The organism is Amycolatopsis sp. NPDC051373 (assembly GCF_040689465.1).
In the GTDB taxonomy this organism is placed as follows: domain Bacteria; phylum Actinomycetota; class Actinomycetes; order Mycobacteriales; family Pseudonocardiaceae; genus Amycolatopsis.
In genome coordinates this window covers 157,156-172,559 of the sequence record NZ_JBFBAE010000006.1, presented here as the reverse complement: position 1 = coordinate 172,559, position 15,404 = coordinate 157,156, and the positions used below count along the sequence as shown (strand labels likewise).

Sequence of the window (15,404 nt, the reverse complement as noted above, 5' to 3'; positions counted from 1 at the left end):
CCCGCTCGCGTTGCGGCTATCACCCACCGTGGTTAGCGTTTTACGGTGGCGAACAAGACTGGTGACCAGGAAAAGCTGCTGCCTCGGCTGCGGCGGAAGTACCCGTGGCTGGATCACCTGATCCGAGCCAACGAATCCTTCGGCGAGAACTACGGCAACCACTACGCCGCCGCCATCACGTACTTCAGCGTGCTGGCGGTGTTCCCGATCTTCATGGTGGCGTTCGCGATCGTGGGCATGGTCGTGGGCGGCGACCAGGCGGTGATCGACCAGATCACCAACGGCATCAAGAGTTCCGTGCCGGAGGCATTGCAGGGACTCGTGACGCAGATCGTCGACGCGGCGATCAAGTCGGGCAGCGGCATCGGGATCTTCGGTCTGCTCCTGGCGCTCTACTCCGGCATCGGCTGGATGTCGAACCTGCGCGACGCGCTCACAGCGCAGTGGGGGCAGGAGAAGAAACCGCAGCCGATCGTGTCGACGACGATCAAGGACCTGCTGTCGCTCGTCGGGCTCGGCGTGGCGCTGATCGTGTCGTTCGCGGTGACGGCCGCGGGCGGCGGGGTGGGGCAGTACCTGCTCGAGCTCGTCGGCCTGGAACACCAGACGTGGGCGGTGTGGGTGCTGCGGGTGGCCACGATCATCCTCGGCCTGGCGGCCAACACGCTCGTGTTCATGTGGGTCATCGCGCGGCTGCCGCGTGAGCACGTGGCCATGCGCAGCGCGGTGAAGGGCGCGATCGTCGCCGCGATCGGGTTCGTCATCCTGCAGCAGGTGGCGTCGATCTACCTGGAGAGCGTGACGAAATCGCCGGCGGCGGCGATCTTCGGGCCGATCATCGGTCTGCTCGTGTTCGCGAACCTCGTCTCGCGGTTCCTCCTCATGGTCACCGCGTGGACGGCGACCGCGAAGGAGAACCAGCGCAAGGTCGTGCGGCCGCCGGCGCCGGTGCTGCTGGAGCCGCGCGTGACGGTCCAACGCGGGTTCGGTCTGAGCGCGGCCGCGGGCGTGTTCGGCGTGGGTGCGCTGCTCGGCTGGATGGGGCGACGGCGGGACTAGGGCGTGTCTGACAAACATCGTGGGTGGCGGTTGTGATGCTGCCGGTGTGTCGCGGTTTCAGTTGTTGTCAGATGAGCAGTGGGTGTTGATCCTCACGCTCGATCCGCGGGCAGTTGCGCGCCCGCGGTATCACCGCCGTGATCCCCGAACCAGCTGATCCGTCACGCCGTGATCACCTGGACCAGCGCATTGTCAGACGCTGGACTAGCCCTGATCTACTGCTGGACCTGCTTCTTGCGCTGGTGGCCGATCACGAACCCGCCGAGGATGATCAGGGCGACCACCAGCGTGAGGATCCAGCCCGTGGTGCCGAACGGATCTTCCGTCGCCGGGGCGGCCGACGAAGCGGCGCCGGCGGCGACGTTCGCCGGGGGAGCGGGCGGCGCCGTGGCCACGAGGGCCTCGTACGCGATGCGCCCGACGGGCTCGGCGTGGTCGGCTTCGAGCGCGAAGCCGTAGTCGAGCAGCTTGCCCGCCTGGTCGACGACCTTCGTGGGCCGCTGCTCCGCGCGCATCATCACCACGGCGAGGCGGCGGCCGTCCTTCTCCGCCGCACCGACGTAGGTGTGGCGGGCGTCGTCGGTGAAGCCCGTCTTGCCGCCGAGGAAGCCGGGGTAGACACCGAGGAGCTTGTTGTCGTTGAAGACCGGAATGGCGGGTTTGCCGCCCGCCGCCGGAATCGTGTACGACTTCGTGGCCACGGCCTGCGCGATCTCCTGCTGCTTCATCGCGTAGTGGAAGATCAGGCTCAGGTCGTAGGCCGAGGTCGACATCCCGGGCCCGTCGAGGCCCGACGGCGTCGCCGCGCGCGTGTCCGTGGCGCCGATGCGCTTGGCCAGCAGGTTCATCTTCGTGGTCGCGATGTCGACCCCGCCGAGCGCAGTCGCGAACGCGTGGGCGACGTCATTGCCCGAGTGCATCAGCAGGCCGTGCAGCAGCTGGTCGACGGTGTAGCTCGCACCCGCCTCGATGCCGACGCAGGTGCACTCCTGCTCGGCGTCCTCCTTCGTGGGCACCACGATCTGGTCGGGCTTCATCTCGCTCATGACGACGAGTGCGAGCAACGTCTTGATCAGCGACGCCGGCCGCTCCCGCGCGTGCGGGTTCTTCGCCGCGATGACGTCGCCGGTGTCGAGGTCCTGCACCACCCACGACGCGGCCGTGTTGCCGTCCGGCGGGTTGAGCGCGCCGTCGGGCAGGATCATCCCGCAGCCGCCCATGCGCAGCCCCCCGACGGGCTCCACGGGCACCGGCAACGGCGGCGGGGCCGGCTGCCCGGGCGCCGGCTTCTCCGACGTGTCCACCGGCGCGGGCGGTGCGGCCTGGTCCTGACAGGGCTGAGCCTGGGCTACCGCTGCCGTCGGGCCGATTCCACCGCCGAACAGCCCAACGGCCACCACTGCGACGAGAACCGGGAGCGACCGGGAGAAAACGCTGTGCACCCACGCAATCTAGCGTCGCGAGCCCGGTTGCATACTCAGGGGCATGCGCATTTCGCGAGGTACTGCGGTCTTCCTGCTGTTGTTCGGCGTGTGGTCCTGGATCATCTGGATCACCTTCGCCAAGAACCTCTGGGCCAGCTCCCAGTCCTGGTCAGCCGATGGTTCCCCCACGGCCTACTTCATCGTGCACGCGGTGCTCACGGTGGTGTCGTTCGTGCTGGGCACGATCATCGGGGTGCTGGGCTGGCGGGCGCTGCGCTCCACCCGATCGAAGGAACGATCTTAGTCCGATTCCTGAGCCGGAGCGGGTGGCTCGGCGTTCGCCGGATACGGCCGTACGCCGGTATGACAGGGGCGCGCGAATGGAGTAGTGTCAGCGCTCACGCGAGCCCTTCCAGCGTTGGCTCGCATTACCCGAATGGAATTCGTATGTCCGGCGGTTCCGAAACGGGTGGCAACTGATCGGTTGTTCCGGTCGCACACCCGAAAAACCCGGAGTCCGCACTCCGGGTTTTTTTATGACCGTCACAAATCAGGTGAGTAGTCGGCGATGAATCCCATGTACTGAGACATCTTCGGATTCGCCGCGGAGAACTCCACGATCACGTCCTTGCCCTGCCGGAGCCGCCGCAGTCCTTGTGCGCCCTGGTTTCGCACGACGAAGGCTGAATCACGCTTGACGTTGCGGAAGATCACCCGGTGCTCGAACTTGCTGATTTCCTTGCGGAACATCACGTCGAACGATTCCGGCTCGGCGCCCGACATCAGATCCACCGAATACCTCGGCCAAATCCATTCCACGGTGACCACGTCGCCTTCCTGAACGATCGTGCCGAGGTGGATGTAGATGTCCAGTTTCGGTTTCCCGTTCGCGGAGGTGGACCAGATCGAAGTCGCGTTGGCGCGGGTCTTCTGGTCGACGTCTTCAGGCCCGGCGTGGAAAGCCTTGTACTGCACCAGTCGACGGGCCCGCTCGGACAGCGGTGTGGTTCCGTAGTACACGAGATTCACGGACAGGTAACGCGGGACGTTGTCGTTCGCCTCGTGGAGCACGAGCACGCGCCGGCAGAACGCGTCGCCGTTGTCCTCAATGGTCACTTCCTGCATCCACTCCTGCACGGCGATCGGCTTGCGCGTGCGCCCGGCGAGCGCGTCGGCGTACCGGTGCAGCAGCTCCTCGCTGTGCTGCGCCTGGGTACGGAGCTTGTGGGTGCCGGCGAAGGAGATCGCGCTGGCGATCACGAACAACCCGCCCGCGATGCTGGCGAACGTCGTGCGCAACCACTCCATGCCGAGCACCTCGCCGAGCAGGCCGACGCTGCCGAGCATGGCGACCGTCGCCGCGAACACCCGCAAGTAGCCCTGTCGGAACACGAGTTCCTCGACATCGGCGATGAACCGTGCCAAGTGTTGGGAAAGCACCTTACGTAGTTCCGCACCAGCACTCATCTGTTCGTTCCCCGTCGCACGACCGTCCGAGTCATCGGTAACTCGACAGGCTAGTCCAATCACGCACAGTCGCCCTAGCTCCGTTCAGGGGAGTTTTGTCCGTGTCGGCTGCGAATCGGCAACGAAAAGGCCCCCATCCGGCGAACCGGACGGGGGCCTCTCCGCAACGAAATTCTCAGACGCGCTTGAACAAAAGTGCGCGCTTCACTTCCTGAATCGCCTTCGTCACCTGGATCCCACGCGGGCAAGCGTCCGTGCAGTTGAACGTCGTCCGGCAGCGCCACACGCCCTCGGAGTCGTTCAGGATGTCCAGCCGCTCCTCCGCCGCGTCGTCGCGGGAGTCGAAGATGAAGCGGTGCGCGTTGACGATCGCGGCGGGGCCGAAGTACGAGCCGTCGTTCCAGTAGACCGGGCAGGACGACGTGCAGCAGGCGCAGAGGATGCACTTGGTGGTGTCGTCGAAGCGGTCGCGGTCGGCCTGGGACTGGATGCGCTCGCGGGAGGGCTCGTGGCCGTAGTTGATGAGATACGGCTTGACCGACCGGTAGGCCTCGAAGAACGGGTCCATGTCGACGTAGAGGTCCTTCAACGTCGTCAGGCCCTTGATCGGGGCGATGGTGATGACGGTCTTCTTGCCGTCCTTCTCCAGCAGGTCCTTCATGAGCACCTTGCAGGCCAAACGGTTGATGCCGTTGATCTGCATGGCGTCCGAGCCGCACACGCCGTGTGCGCACGACCGGCGGAACGAGAACGTGCCGTCGATGTAGTCCTTGACGTAGAACAGCAGGTTCAGCAGCCGGTCGGTGCGCTGCGCCGGGACGTCGTAGGACTCCCAGTGCGGCTCGGAGTCGACCTCGGGGTTGAAGCGCAGGATCTTCAGCGTGACCGTGACCGGCGTGTGGTCCTGCGCAGCCGCGGGTGCTTCTTCGGTGGTTGCCGCAGTCATCAGTACTTCCGCTCCATCGGCTCGTAACGCGTGAAGGTCACCGGCTTGTAGTCGAGGCGGATGTCCGACGACAGCCCCTCGCCCTGCTTGTAGGCCATGGTGTGGCGCATGAAGTTCGTGTCGTCGCGGTTGGGGTAGTCCTCGCGGGCGTGGCCGCCGCGCGACTCCTTGCGCGCGAGGGCGCCCACGATCAGGACCTCGGCCAGCTCGAGCAGGAAGCCCAGCTCAACGGCCTCGAGCAGGTCGGTGTTGTACCGCTTGCCCTTGTCCGACACGGTGATCCGCGTGTACCGCTCCTTCAGCGCCTGGATGTCGGTCAGCGCCTGCTTGAGCGTGTCCTCGGTGCGGTACACCGAGGCGTGCGAGTCCATCGTCTGCTGCATTTCCTTGCGGATGTCGGCGACGCGCTCGTCACCGTGCTCCGACAGCAGGCCCGACAGCTGCTCCTCGACCAGCTTGGTCGGCAGCTCCGGAAGCTCGACGTGCTCGTGCGCCAGCGCGTACTCCGCGGCCGCGATGCCGGCGCGGCGGCCGAACACGTTGATGTCCAGCAGCGAGTTGGTGCCCAGGCGGTTCGAGCCGTGAACCGACACGCACGCGACCTCGCCGGCCGCGTACAGGCCCGGGATCACGTTCTCGTTGTCGCGCAGCGCTTCGCCGTGGATGTTGGTCGGGATGCCACCCATCACGTAGTGGCAGGTCGGGAACACCGGCACCGGCTCCTTCACCGGGTCGACGCCCAGGTAGGTGCGCGAGAACTCGGTGATGTCCGGCAGCTTGGTCTCGAGGACCTCCACCGGCAGGTGTGTCACGTCGAGGACGACGTAGTCCTTGTTCGGGCCCATGCCGCGGCCCTGCAGCACCTCCTGGACCATCGAGCGCGCGACGATGTCACGCGGCGCGAGGTCCTTGATGGTGGGGGCGTAGCGCTCCATGAACCGCTCGCCCTCGGAGTTGCGCAGGATCCCGCCCTCGCCGCGGACGGCTTCGGAGATCAGGATGCCCAGGCCAGCGAGGCCGGTCGGGTGGAACTGGAAGAACTCCATGTCCTCCAGCGGCAGGCCCTTGCGGAAGATGATGCCGAGGCCGTCGCCGGTGAGGGTGTGCGCGTTCGACGTCGTCTTGAAGATCTTGCCCGCGCCGCCGGTGGCGAACACGATGGACTTGGCCTGGAATACGTGCAGCTCGCCGGTGGCCAGTTCGTAGGCCACGACGCCCGACGCGATCGGGTTGCCGTTCTCGTCCTCGCTGGTCACCAGGTCGAGCACGTAGAACTCGTTGAAGAACTCCGTGCCGTACTTGACGCAGTTTTGGTACAGCGTCTGCAGGATCATGTGGCCGGTGCGGTCCGCGGCGTAGCAGGCGCGGCGCACGGCCGCCTTGCCGTGGTCACGGGTGTGGCCGCCGAAGCGGCGCTGGTCGATCTTGCCCTCGGGCGTGCGGTTGAACGGCAGGCCCATCTTCTCGAGGTCGAGGACCGCGTCGATGGCCTCCTTGGCCATGATCTCCGCGGCGTCCTGGTCGACGAGGTAGTCACCGCCCTTGACGGTGTCGAAGGTGTGCCACTCCCAGTTGTCCTCTTCGACGTTCGCCAGCGCGGCGCACATACCGCCCTGGGCGGCGCCGGTGTGGGACCGCGTGGGGTACAGCTTCGTGAGGACCGCGGTGCGGGCGCGCTGGCCGGCCTCGATGGCCGCGCGCATGCCGGCGCCGCCGGCGCCGACGATCACCACGTCGTACTTGTGGAACTGCATAGGGATTGCTCCGCTTATCAGGAATCGAGCACTGTGTGTGGTGGGTGCGCCTAGCTGGCGGGCATCTCGGGGTCGAACGTGAAGATCACCAGTGTGCCGACGGCCAGGATCAGGACCATCGAGACGTACAGCAGGATCTTCAGCCAGAACCGCGTGGAGTCCTTGCGGGCGTAGTCGTCGATGATCGTGCGCAGGCCGTTGCCGCCGTGGATCTCGGCGAGCCACAGCATCGCGAGGTCCCAGAACTGCCAGAACGGCGAAGCCCAGCGGCCGGCGACGAAGCCCCAGTTGATGCGGTGCACACCGCCGTCGAGGATGTTCATGATCAGCAGGTGGCCCAGCACCAGGATGATCAGCGCGAGGCCCGAGATGCGCATGAACAGCCAGCTGTAGAGCTCGAAGTTGCTGCGGCGGGCCGCCGGGCGCTTCGGGGTGCGCGGCGATTCGATGACGAGCGAGTCGGCCATGGTCAGTTACCCCCGAAGAGCGTCTCGACCGTGCGCTTCAGCATGAAGAACGCACCGGGAATCATCACGACGACCCACACGACACCGATCACCCACAGCATCGTCTTCTGGAACTTCGGGCCCTTGGACCAGAAGTCGACCAGCATGACGCGGACGCCGTTGAGGGCGTGGAAGAGGACCGCGCCGACCAGACCGACCTCGAGCAGGTTCACGAGCGGCGTCTTGTACGTCTCGATCACCTGGTCGTAGGTGTTCGGCGACACGCGGACGAGCGCGGTGTCGAGCACGTGCACGAACAGGAAGAAGAATGTCAGCACGCCGGTGATGCGGTGCAGCACCCAGGACCACATGCCGGGGTCGCCCCGGTAGAAGGTCCCCTGCCGGCGTGAGGCACCCGCCCGATCGCTCGCTCCTGCCTCGGTGGCAGTGCTCGCCGTGGTGGACATCGGTGAACGGCCTCCAACGTCATCTGTTGTGCCCGGCTGACCGGTGAGGTCCGCACCCGCTTCCGCGTCGGTCCACTGGGGACAACGCCGGCAGCGGTGCCGAGATCTAGGGCCATCGAGCGTGGATGAAAGGGATGCTAGACCCGCCATCTGGACCCGGCTCACCTCCGGGTTCGTCTCTGTGATGGACCAGACACCCGGAGCGTCCCGCACCACTCGGACGTGTGGCGCCGGCCACGCGGCGCGGGCGGTCCAGGGCGAATCCGACCTGGAGCTCCCGGCCCGGTCGATTCGATTCAGCAGGCCGGTACCGCTTGCGGCGGCGAGTGAAAAACCAGCCGGGCCCGAACGGTTTTCGTGATGTCCGCAACGCCCGTTCGGCCGGGCCCTCCACCGGGGTGGACGAAGATCGTCGGGACGGGTTCCGGAGTGCTGTTCCACAACCGCCCCGCTCCTCGACCGAGGGACGGAGCGGGGCGGCGCAAATGGTCTGGATCTCGTGCATTGCGATCCCGGACGAGTAGGTCCCGACGTCGCTGCCGGTTCAGAGATATCCACGCCTGCCGACCCTGTCCTTGAGTTGGCAGGCCGACCATGTGAGTGATCGGTCCATGGCAGCCGTCTGTCGGGCCCAGGAGGCCCTCGGATGACTCCTGGTGAGTACCCGCCTGATCCGGTTGATCACCGTAAGTACACGATCGGTCGCGAATCAGACCGCTGAGTAAACGTTTGTGTTACGTAGCGTGCCTTTCCTATGGCGGTTGTCTGGCAGTTGGGTACGGTCTGGCGGTTGAACTCGGCACCGAAGGAGACACCGGGGCCGGGTCGCTTCCACTTAGTCCGCTGGATCAGCGGGGAGGGAGACACACGTTGCGTCGCATGCGTGGAACCGCGCTGGCCGCCGCGACCATGGCCGGGGTCCTCACCTTGGCAGGGTGCGCGAAGGACACCGGCGGGGGCAGCAGCAACAACACCGCCGCGGCCGGCAGCTCGGGCTCGAGCTGCGTCACCGCGCCGAAGCCGCCCGCGGCTCCGGCAGCAGCCACGACCAGCAGCTCGTCCGGCGAAAAGGTGGACGGCAGCAAGCTCAAGGTCGGCCTGGCGTTCGACATCGGCGGCCGGGGTGACGCCTCCTTCAACGACGCGGCCGCGGCCGGCGTCGACAAGGCGAAGTCCGAGCTCGGCATCACGACCGTCAGCGAGAGCACGGCCAGCCCGAGCGAGAGCGAGTCGGCCAAGCAGCAGCGGCTCGAGCAGATGGCGTCGCAGGGCCTGAACCCGATCATCGCGGTCGGTTTCGCCTACGCGCCGTCGGTCGCCGCAGTCGCGCCGAAGCACCCGAACACCCGGTTCGCGATCGTCGACGACGACACCATCAAGCTCCCCAACGTGACGCCGCTGGTGTTCGCCGAGGAGCAGGGCTCGTTCCTGGCCGGCGTCGCCGCCGTCTACAAGAGCAAGAACTGCCACATCGGCTTCGTCGGTGGCGTGAACACGCCGCTGATCCAGAAGTTCGAGGCCGGCTACCTGCAGGGTGCGCGGGCCGTGTCGAACAAGGTCAAGATCGAGGACGAGTACCTGACGCCGGCCGGTGACTTCTCCGGTTTCCAGGACCCGGCCAAGGGCAACGTCAAGGCCGCCGCCGAGATCAACAACGGCGCGGACGTGATCTACCACGCCGCCGGTGCCTCCGGTAAGGGTGTGTTCGACGCCGCCAAGACGTCGGGCAAGGCGTTGGCCATCGGTGTCGACTCCGACCAGTACAACCAGGCCACGGTCGCCGCGGACAAGGACATCATCCTCACCTCGATGATGAAGCGGGTGGACGTCGCGGTGTTCGACTTCCTGCAGGCCAACGCGAAGGGCGACCTGAGCGTGCTGCCGCAACGCTTCGATCTGAAGGTCGACGGCGTCGGCTACGCCACCTCCGGCGGCAAGGTCGACGACATCAAGGACGTGCTGGACGGGTACAAGGCCCAGATCATCTCGGGCGCCATCCAGGTTTCGGACAAGCCGACCAAGTAGGACCCGCCACGTGCCAGGGCTCGGAAGGATCTTCCTTCCGAGCCCTCACGCGTTTCGACAGAACTGGATGCCCCAGCGATGAGCACTGCCGAGGCCGAAGCCGTCCCCGACCGGGGCACGACGGCCGTCCAGCTGACCGGGATCACCAAGCGCTTCCCGGGTGTGGTCGCCAACTCCGACGTCAACCTCTCCGTGGCCGCGGGCGAGGTGCACGCCCTCTGCGGCGAGAACGGCGCGGGCAAGTCGACTCTGATGAAGATCCTCTACGGGATGCAGCAGCCCGACGAGGGAACCATCGCCATCAACGGCACCGAGGTGAAGCTGCGCAACCCGCAGGACGCCATCCAGGCCGGGATCGGCATGGTGCACCAGCACTTCATGCTCGCCGACAACTTCACCGTCTCCGAGAACGTGTTTCTCGGAGCCGAGGCCCTGCACGGCATCGGCGGTGCGGCGCGCGCCCGGCTCAAGAAGCTCTCGGAGCAGACGGGCCTGCGCGCCAAGCCGGACGCGTTGCTGGAGGAGCTCGGCGTGGCCGACCGCCAGCGCGTCGAGATCGTGAAAGTCCTCTACCGCGGCGCGAAGATCATCATTCTCGACGAGCCCACCGCGGTGCTCGTGCCGCAGGAGGTCGACGCGCTGTTCAGCACGGTCCGCGAGATGCAGGCCGACGGCTACACCTTCCTCTTCATCTCCCACAAGCTCGACGAGGTGCGGGCCATCGCCGACACCGTGACGGTGATCCGGCGCGGCACCACCGTCGGCACGGCCGACCCGAAGACCATCACCAGCCGTCAGCTGGCGGAGATGATGGTCGGTTCGGAGCTGCCCAGCCCCGAGACACGCGAGTCGACGGTGACCGACCGCGACGTGCTGCGGTTGAAGGACTTGAGCCTCACGGCCGAGAACTCCGAGCTGAAGCTGCTGGACGACATCGCGTTCACGGTGCACGCGGGTGAGGTGCTCGGCATCGCGGGCGTCGAGGGCAACGGCCAGACCGAGCTCGTCGAGACCATCATGGGCATGCGCAAGGCCAGCGGCGGGCACATCGAGCTCGCCGAGGCCGACGGCAAGACCCACGACCTGGTGAAGCTGGGCACGCTCGCGCGGCGAGAGGCCGGCATCGGCTACATCGCCGAAGACCGCACGCGCCACAGCCTGCTGCTCACGCAACCGTTGTGGGCCAACCGGATCCTCGGCTACCAGACGCGCAAACCCGTCTCGAGTGGACAGTTGCTCGACATCGCCGGCGCGCGCCGCGACACCGAGCGCATCGTGCGCGAGTACGACGTGCGCACGCCGGGCATCGACGTGCCGGCCGCCGCGCTCTCGGGCGGCAACCAGCAGAAGCTGATCGTCGGACGCGAGCTGTCGGGCAACCCCGTGCTGCTCATCGCTTCGCACCCGACGCGCGGGGTCGACGTCGGTGCGCAGGCCATGATCTGGGAGCAGATCCGGCAGGCGCGCGCCGACGGCCTGGCGGTGCTGCTGATCTCCGCCGACCTCGACGAGCTGATCGGGCTCTCCGACACGATCCGCGTGATGCTGCGCGGGCGCCTGGTGAGCGAGGCGAACCCCGCCACGGTGACCCCGCAGGAACTCGGTTCCGCCATGACCGGTGCCGAAGAAGGTGAAGAAGCGTAATGACTTCGTGGCGCACGCGGCTGCTGCCGCCCCTGCTCGCGATCGTGTTCGCCGTGCTGCTCACGGCGATCGCGCTCGTCATCTCCGGCGCCAACCCGCTGGAGGCGTACGGGACCATGGTGGGGCAGCTCTTCAAGGGCTCCACCGCCGTGGACACGGTGAACCTCGCGACGGTGTACTACCTGTCCGGGCTCGCGGTGGCCATCGGCTTCCAGATGAACCTGTTCAACATCGGTGTCGAGGGCCAGTACCGGTTCGCGGCCGTGGTCGCCGCGATCATCGGCGGCGCGCTGCAGCTGCCGCCGGTCCTCCACACCATCGTGATCCTGATCGTCGCGGTCGCGTCGGGCGCGCTGTACGCGCTGGTCCCCGCCGTGCTGAAGGTGACCCGCGGCGTCAGCGAGGTCATCTCGACGATCATGCTGAACTCGATCGTCGCCGGCATCATCGCGTTCCTCGTCAACGCCGACCAGTTCGGCGTGCAGTCGGGCAACAACATCGGCACGCGCACGATCGCGCCGTCGGGCCGGATCCCGGGCATCCCCCTCGGCTCGGGCGTGCTGTTCGGGTTCTTCTTCATCGCCATCGTGATCGGCATCGCCTACTGGTTCATGCTCAACCGCACGCGGTTCGGTTTCGAGCTCAAGGCGAGTGGTGAGTCGTCGACGGCGGCGGCGGCCGGTGGCGTGAGCGCGAAGCGGATGACGCTGATCGCGATGCTGCTCTCGGGCGCGGTGGCGGGTCTCGTCGCCATGCCGGAGCTGCTCGGCCGCGACTACAGCTACGGCATCACGGCCACGCAGATGTACGGCTTCACCGGCATCGCCGTGGCGCTGCTGGGCCGCAACCACCCCGGCGGCATCGCGTTCGGCGCGCTGCTGTGGGCGTTCCTCGACACCTCGGCGGTGTCGCTGGAGCAGATCAACGTGTCCAAGGAGATCGCGACGATCATGCAGGGCATCATCGTGCTGTCGGTCGTCGTCGCGTACGAGATCGTGCGCCGCGCCGACCTCGCGGCCGAACAACGCAGGGTGGGCCGGGCGCTCGCCCGCAACGGGCGCAAAGGTGCCTCCGTCGCGGAAGGCGGTGCGGTGTGAGCCAGGTGACGGAGTTCCCCATGCCGGAGCCGGCCTCCGGGATGCCGGAGCCGGTGGTGGAACGGCGGCGCCGGATCCCGGGCTGGCTGCGCGGCGTGATCTGGGCCGTCGTGGCGATCGGCGTGATGTCCACGGCGTCGTACTCGACGGGCGTTTCGGCGTTGACGTCGAGCAACACGACGTCGACGGCGCTGCGGCTCGCGCTGCCGATCCTGCTGTGTGCGCTCGGCGGCCTGTGGTCGGAGCGCGCGGGCGTGGTCAACATCGGCCTCGAGGGCATGATGATCCTCGGCACGTTCGGCGCGGCCTGGGGCGCGTACTACGGCGGCGTGTGGGTCGGCCTGATCTCGGCCATCGCGTTCGGCGCCCTCGGCGGCCTGCTGCAGGCGGTCGCGACGGTGACCTTCAACGTCAACCACATCGTCTCCGGTGTGGCGATCAACTTGTTGGGGTTGGGCGTCGCGAAATACCTGGCGAACCTGATCTTCGAGCCGATTTCGGGCAACCCACGGCAGTCGCCGCCGGTGCCGAAGTTCGACACGTACTCGGCGACCGGCCTGTCCGATTGGCTGGGCACGCTGGAGAACGGGCAGCGTGTGGTGATCTCCGACGTCGCCGGCGTGCTGCGCGGACTGATCACCGGCATCGCGCCGCTGACGATGATCGCGATCGTGCTGGTGCCGGTGAGTTACTGGATCCTCTGGCACACGCGCTTCGGCCTTCGCCTGCGTTCGTGCGGTGAGAACCCGGTGGCCGCGGAGTCGCTGGGTGTCAACGTGTACCGCTACAAGTACCTCGGCGTGCTGATCTCCGGCGGTTTCGCCGGCATGGGTGGCGCTTCCCTGGTGCTGCTCAAGGGCGGCGCGGACTACCTCGAGAACCAGACCAACGGCCGCGGGTACATCGGCCTGGCGGCGATGATCTTCGGCAACTGGCGGCCGGGCGGCCTGCTCGGCGGTGCGGCGCTGTTCGGGTACGCGGACGGCCTGCAGCTCGCCGGCGGTGGCGAGGCGGTGCTCGCGCTGCTGTACGGCGCGGTGATCCTGCTGGCGATCATCGTGGTGGTGCAGCTGATCCGGAAGCGCTGGCTGGCGGCCGCGCTCGGCGTGATCGCCGCCGGGGCGCTGTATGCGATCTACTGGACCAACGACACGCTGCCGAGCGACCTGATCCCGTACACGGCGCACTTCGTGACGCTGATCGTGCTCGCGGTGGCGTCGCAACGGCTTCGTCCACCGAAGGCTGATGGTGCGCCTTATCGGCGAGGGGAGGGGGACTGATGACCTCGTTCGATTGGGAAGCCCTGCGCGCGGCGGCGGTCACAGCTGCTGCTTCGGCGTACGCGCCCTACTCCGGCCTGCACGTCGGCGTCGCGGGCATCGTCGACGACGGCCGGATTGTGACGGGCTGCAACGTCGAGAACGCCTCGTACGGCTTGGGTCTGTGCGCAGAATGCACGATGGCAGGCCAGCTGCGCTTGTCGGGCGGCGGCCGGCTGGTGGCCGTCGCCTGCCGCAGCGGCGCCGGTGAGCTGCTCATGCCGTGCGGGCGGTGCCGGCAGATCCTGTTCGAGCTGGGCGGGTCGTCGTGTTTGGTCGACACTCCACGCGGGGTCCTGCCGATGTCCGACGTCCTGCCCGACGCCTTCGGGCCCGAGGACCTCCCGTGACTTTCGCGGCCGTGGACATCATCCGCGCGAAACGCGACGGTCTCGTTCTTTCGGATGCGCAGATCGACTGGGTCGTGGACGCCTACACCCACGGCGTGGTCGCCGAGGAACAGATGGCCGCCCTGGCGATGGCCATCTTCCTGCGCGGGATGACCTCGGCCGAGATCTCCCGCTGGACCGCGGCGATGATCGCTTCGGGCTCACGCCTGACGCTGTCCGTTTCCCGGCCGACCGTGGACAAACACTCGACGGGCGGCGTCGGCGACAAGATCACCCTGCCACTGGCGCCCCTCGTCGCGGCCTGCGGCGCCGCCGTGCCCCAGCTCTCCGGCCGCGGCCTCGGCCACACCGGCGGCACGCTCGACAAACTGGAGTCCATCCCGGGTTGGCGGGCGGCGCTGTCGCTTTCCGAGATCACCGACCAGCTGTCTTCGGTGGGCGCGGTCGTCTGCGCGGCCACCGAGGGCTTGGCGCCGGCGGACAAGAAGCTGTACGCGCTGCGGGACGTCACTTCGACGGTCGAGTCCGTGCCGCTGATCGCTTCGTCGATCATGTCGAAGAAGATCGCCGAGGGGGCATCGGGCCTGGTCCTGGACGTGAAGGCGGGTACGGGCGCCTTCATGAAGGACGTTGCTTCGGCTCGCGCCCTGGCTTCCACGCTGGTCTCGATCGGCGCTGATCACGGTGTTCCCACGACGGCGCTGATCACGGACATGAACGTGCCGCTGGGCCGCGCGGTGGGCAACGCCGTGGAGGTCGCCGAGGCGGTCGCCGTCCTGCAGGGCGGTGGGCCTTCGGACGTGGTCTCGCTGACCGTGGCGCTGGCTCGCGAGATGCTCGCGCTGGCCGGACTGTCCTCAGTGGATCCGGCGGCGGTGCTCGCTTCGGGCGAGGCGTACGAGACGTGGTGCCGGATGATCGCTGCTCAGGGCGGTGATCCTTCGGCTCCGCTGCCTCAGCCTTCTTGTGTGCACGTGGTTCCCGCGCCTTCTTCGGGGGTGCTGGCTTCGCTGGACGCTTACGCCGTTGGTGTGGCTGCTTGGCGCCTGGGTGCCGGGCGGGCTCGGAAGGAAGACCCGGTGCAGGACGCGGCTGGGGTGTTGTGTCTCGCGAAGCCTGGTGATCAGGTGGTGGCGGGGGAGCCGCTGCTGGAGCTGCACACCGATACGCCTTCAGCGGTGGCCGGCGCTCTGGAGGCGTTGGACGGCGCGTTCACGGTGTCGTCGGCTGCTCCGGTGCCGGGGCCGATAGTTTTGGAGACGATCCGGTCCTGACGCCTTGGGAGCGGTGGGTTTTTGCTGGTCGCCTGGGTTTTCGGCGATTGCTTGGGCTTGCGGTCTTGGATGGATGTGGGACGCCCCCTTGGGAGGGTGGGGGCTTGCCTCCTGGCCGGAGGGGTTTGGCCC

Annotated in this window: 14 protein-coding genes; 8 read left to right on the top strand and 6 right to left on the bottom strand. The window is 67.4% G+C overall.

Going from position 1 to position 15,404, the window contains the following annotated elements; translation table 11 throughout:
• Positions 1 to 45: 45 nt before the first annotated feature.
• On the top strand, positions 46 to 1,059 hold the full coding sequence (locus tag AB0383_RS13255; protein ID WP_364181699.1) for a YhjD/YihY/BrkB family envelope integrity protein: 1,014 nt from the start codon (positions 46 to 48) through the stop codon (positions 1,057 to 1,059).
• Between the two features lie 215 nt (positions 1,060 to 1,274).
• Here the strand turns inward: AB0383_RS13255 and AB0383_RS13250 are convergent, their stop codons facing one another.
• The gene (locus AB0383_RS13250; protein WP_364181859.1) at positions 1,275 to 2,429 is read right to left on the bottom strand and encodes a D-alanyl-D-alanine carboxypeptidase family protein; all 1,155 of its coding nucleotides are present in this window, start codon (positions 2,427 to 2,429) and stop codon (positions 1,275 to 1,277) included.
• 115 nt (positions 2,430 to 2,544) lie between these two features.
• On the opposite strand from AB0383_RS13250, the gene AB0383_RS13245 reads away from it, so the two are divergent.
• On the top strand, positions 2,545 to 2,787 hold the full coding sequence (locus AB0383_RS13245; protein WP_364181696.1) for a hypothetical protein: 243 nt from the start codon (positions 2,545 to 2,547) through the stop codon (positions 2,785 to 2,787).
• A gap of 239 nt (positions 2,788 to 3,026) precedes the next feature.
• On the opposite strand, the gene AB0383_RS13240 is transcribed toward AB0383_RS13245, so the two are convergent.
• The 5 genes from AB0383_RS13240 to sdhC form a co-directional block, all read right to left on the bottom strand.
• A complete protein-coding gene (locus AB0383_RS13240) occupies positions 3,027 to 3,908 on the bottom strand; it encodes a hypothetical protein (RefSeq protein ID WP_364181693.1) in 882 nt (293 codons plus the stop codon).
• Positions 3,909 to 4,125: 217 nt separating this feature from the next.
• Entirely contained in the window at positions 4,126 to 4,896 is a 771-nt protein-coding gene (locus AB0383_RS13235; RefSeq protein WP_364181691.1) for a succinate dehydrogenase iron-sulfur subunit, read from the bottom strand.
• Positions 4,896 to 6,650 (bottom strand): succinate dehydrogenase flavoprotein subunit, encoded by a 1,755-nt coding sequence (sdhA, locus tag AB0383_RS13230; RefSeq protein WP_364181688.1) that lies wholly within the window; start codon positions 6,648 to 6,650, stop codon positions 4,896 to 4,898. Before sdhA ends, AB0383_RS13235 begins: the two co-directional genes overlap by 1 nt.
• Positions 6,651 to 6,700: 50 nt before the next feature.
• Positions 6,701 to 7,117 carry a succinate dehydrogenase hydrophobic membrane anchor subunit gene (locus AB0383_RS13225; RefSeq protein WP_220246220.1) on the bottom strand — a complete coding sequence of 139 codons (417 nt, stop codon included), beginning with the start codon at positions 7,115 to 7,117 and terminating at the stop codon, positions 6,701 to 6,703.
• Between the two features lie 2 nt (positions 7,118 to 7,119).
• On the bottom strand, positions 7,120 to 7,563 hold the full coding sequence (gene sdhC / locus AB0383_RS13220; protein WP_364181685.1) for a succinate dehydrogenase, cytochrome b556 subunit: 444 nt from the start codon (positions 7,561 to 7,563) through the stop codon (positions 7,120 to 7,122).
• A gap of 879 nt (positions 7,564 to 8,442) precedes the next feature.
• On the opposite strand from sdhC, the gene AB0383_RS13215 reads away from it, so the two are divergent.
• The 6 genes from AB0383_RS13215 (at position 8,443) to AB0383_RS13190 (ending at position 15,272) form a co-directional block, all read left to right on the top strand.
• On the top strand, positions 8,443 to 9,588 hold the full coding sequence (locus tag AB0383_RS13215) for a BMP family ABC transporter substrate-binding protein (protein ID WP_366187147.1): 1,146 nt from the start codon (positions 8,443 to 8,445) through the stop codon (positions 9,586 to 9,588).
• Positions 9,589 to 9,666: 78 nt separating this feature from the next.
• Positions 9,667 to 11,232 (top strand): ABC transporter ATP-binding protein, encoded by a 1,566-nt coding sequence (locus AB0383_RS13210; RefSeq protein ID WP_364181682.1) that lies wholly within the window; start codon positions 9,667 to 9,669, stop codon positions 11,230 to 11,232.
• Positions 11,232 to 12,329 (top strand): ABC transporter permease, encoded by a 1,098-nt coding sequence (locus tag AB0383_RS13205; protein WP_364181679.1) that lies wholly within the window; start codon positions 11,232 to 11,234, stop codon positions 12,327 to 12,329. Before AB0383_RS13210 ends, AB0383_RS13205 begins: the two co-directional genes overlap by 1 nt.
• A 20-nt stretch (positions 12,330 to 12,349) precedes the next feature.
• Positions 12,350 to 13,609 carry an ABC transporter permease gene (locus tag AB0383_RS13200; protein ID WP_366187375.1) on the top strand — a complete coding sequence of 420 codons (1,260 nt, stop codon included), beginning with the start codon at positions 12,350 to 12,352 and terminating at the stop codon, positions 13,607 to 13,609.
• Complete coding sequence (locus AB0383_RS13195; RefSeq protein WP_366187144.1) at positions 13,609 to 13,998, top strand: cytidine deaminase; 390 nt, start codon at positions 13,609 to 13,611, stop codon at positions 13,996 to 13,998. Before AB0383_RS13200 ends, AB0383_RS13195 begins: the two co-directional genes overlap by 1 nt.
• Positions 13,995 to 15,272, top strand: coding sequence for a thymidine phosphorylase (locus AB0383_RS13190; protein WP_366187142.1), 1,278 nt, complete (start codon positions 13,995 to 13,997; stop codon positions 15,270 to 15,272). Before AB0383_RS13195 ends, AB0383_RS13190 begins: the two co-directional genes overlap by 4 nt.
• Positions 15,273 to 15,404 lie beyond the last annotated feature (132 nt).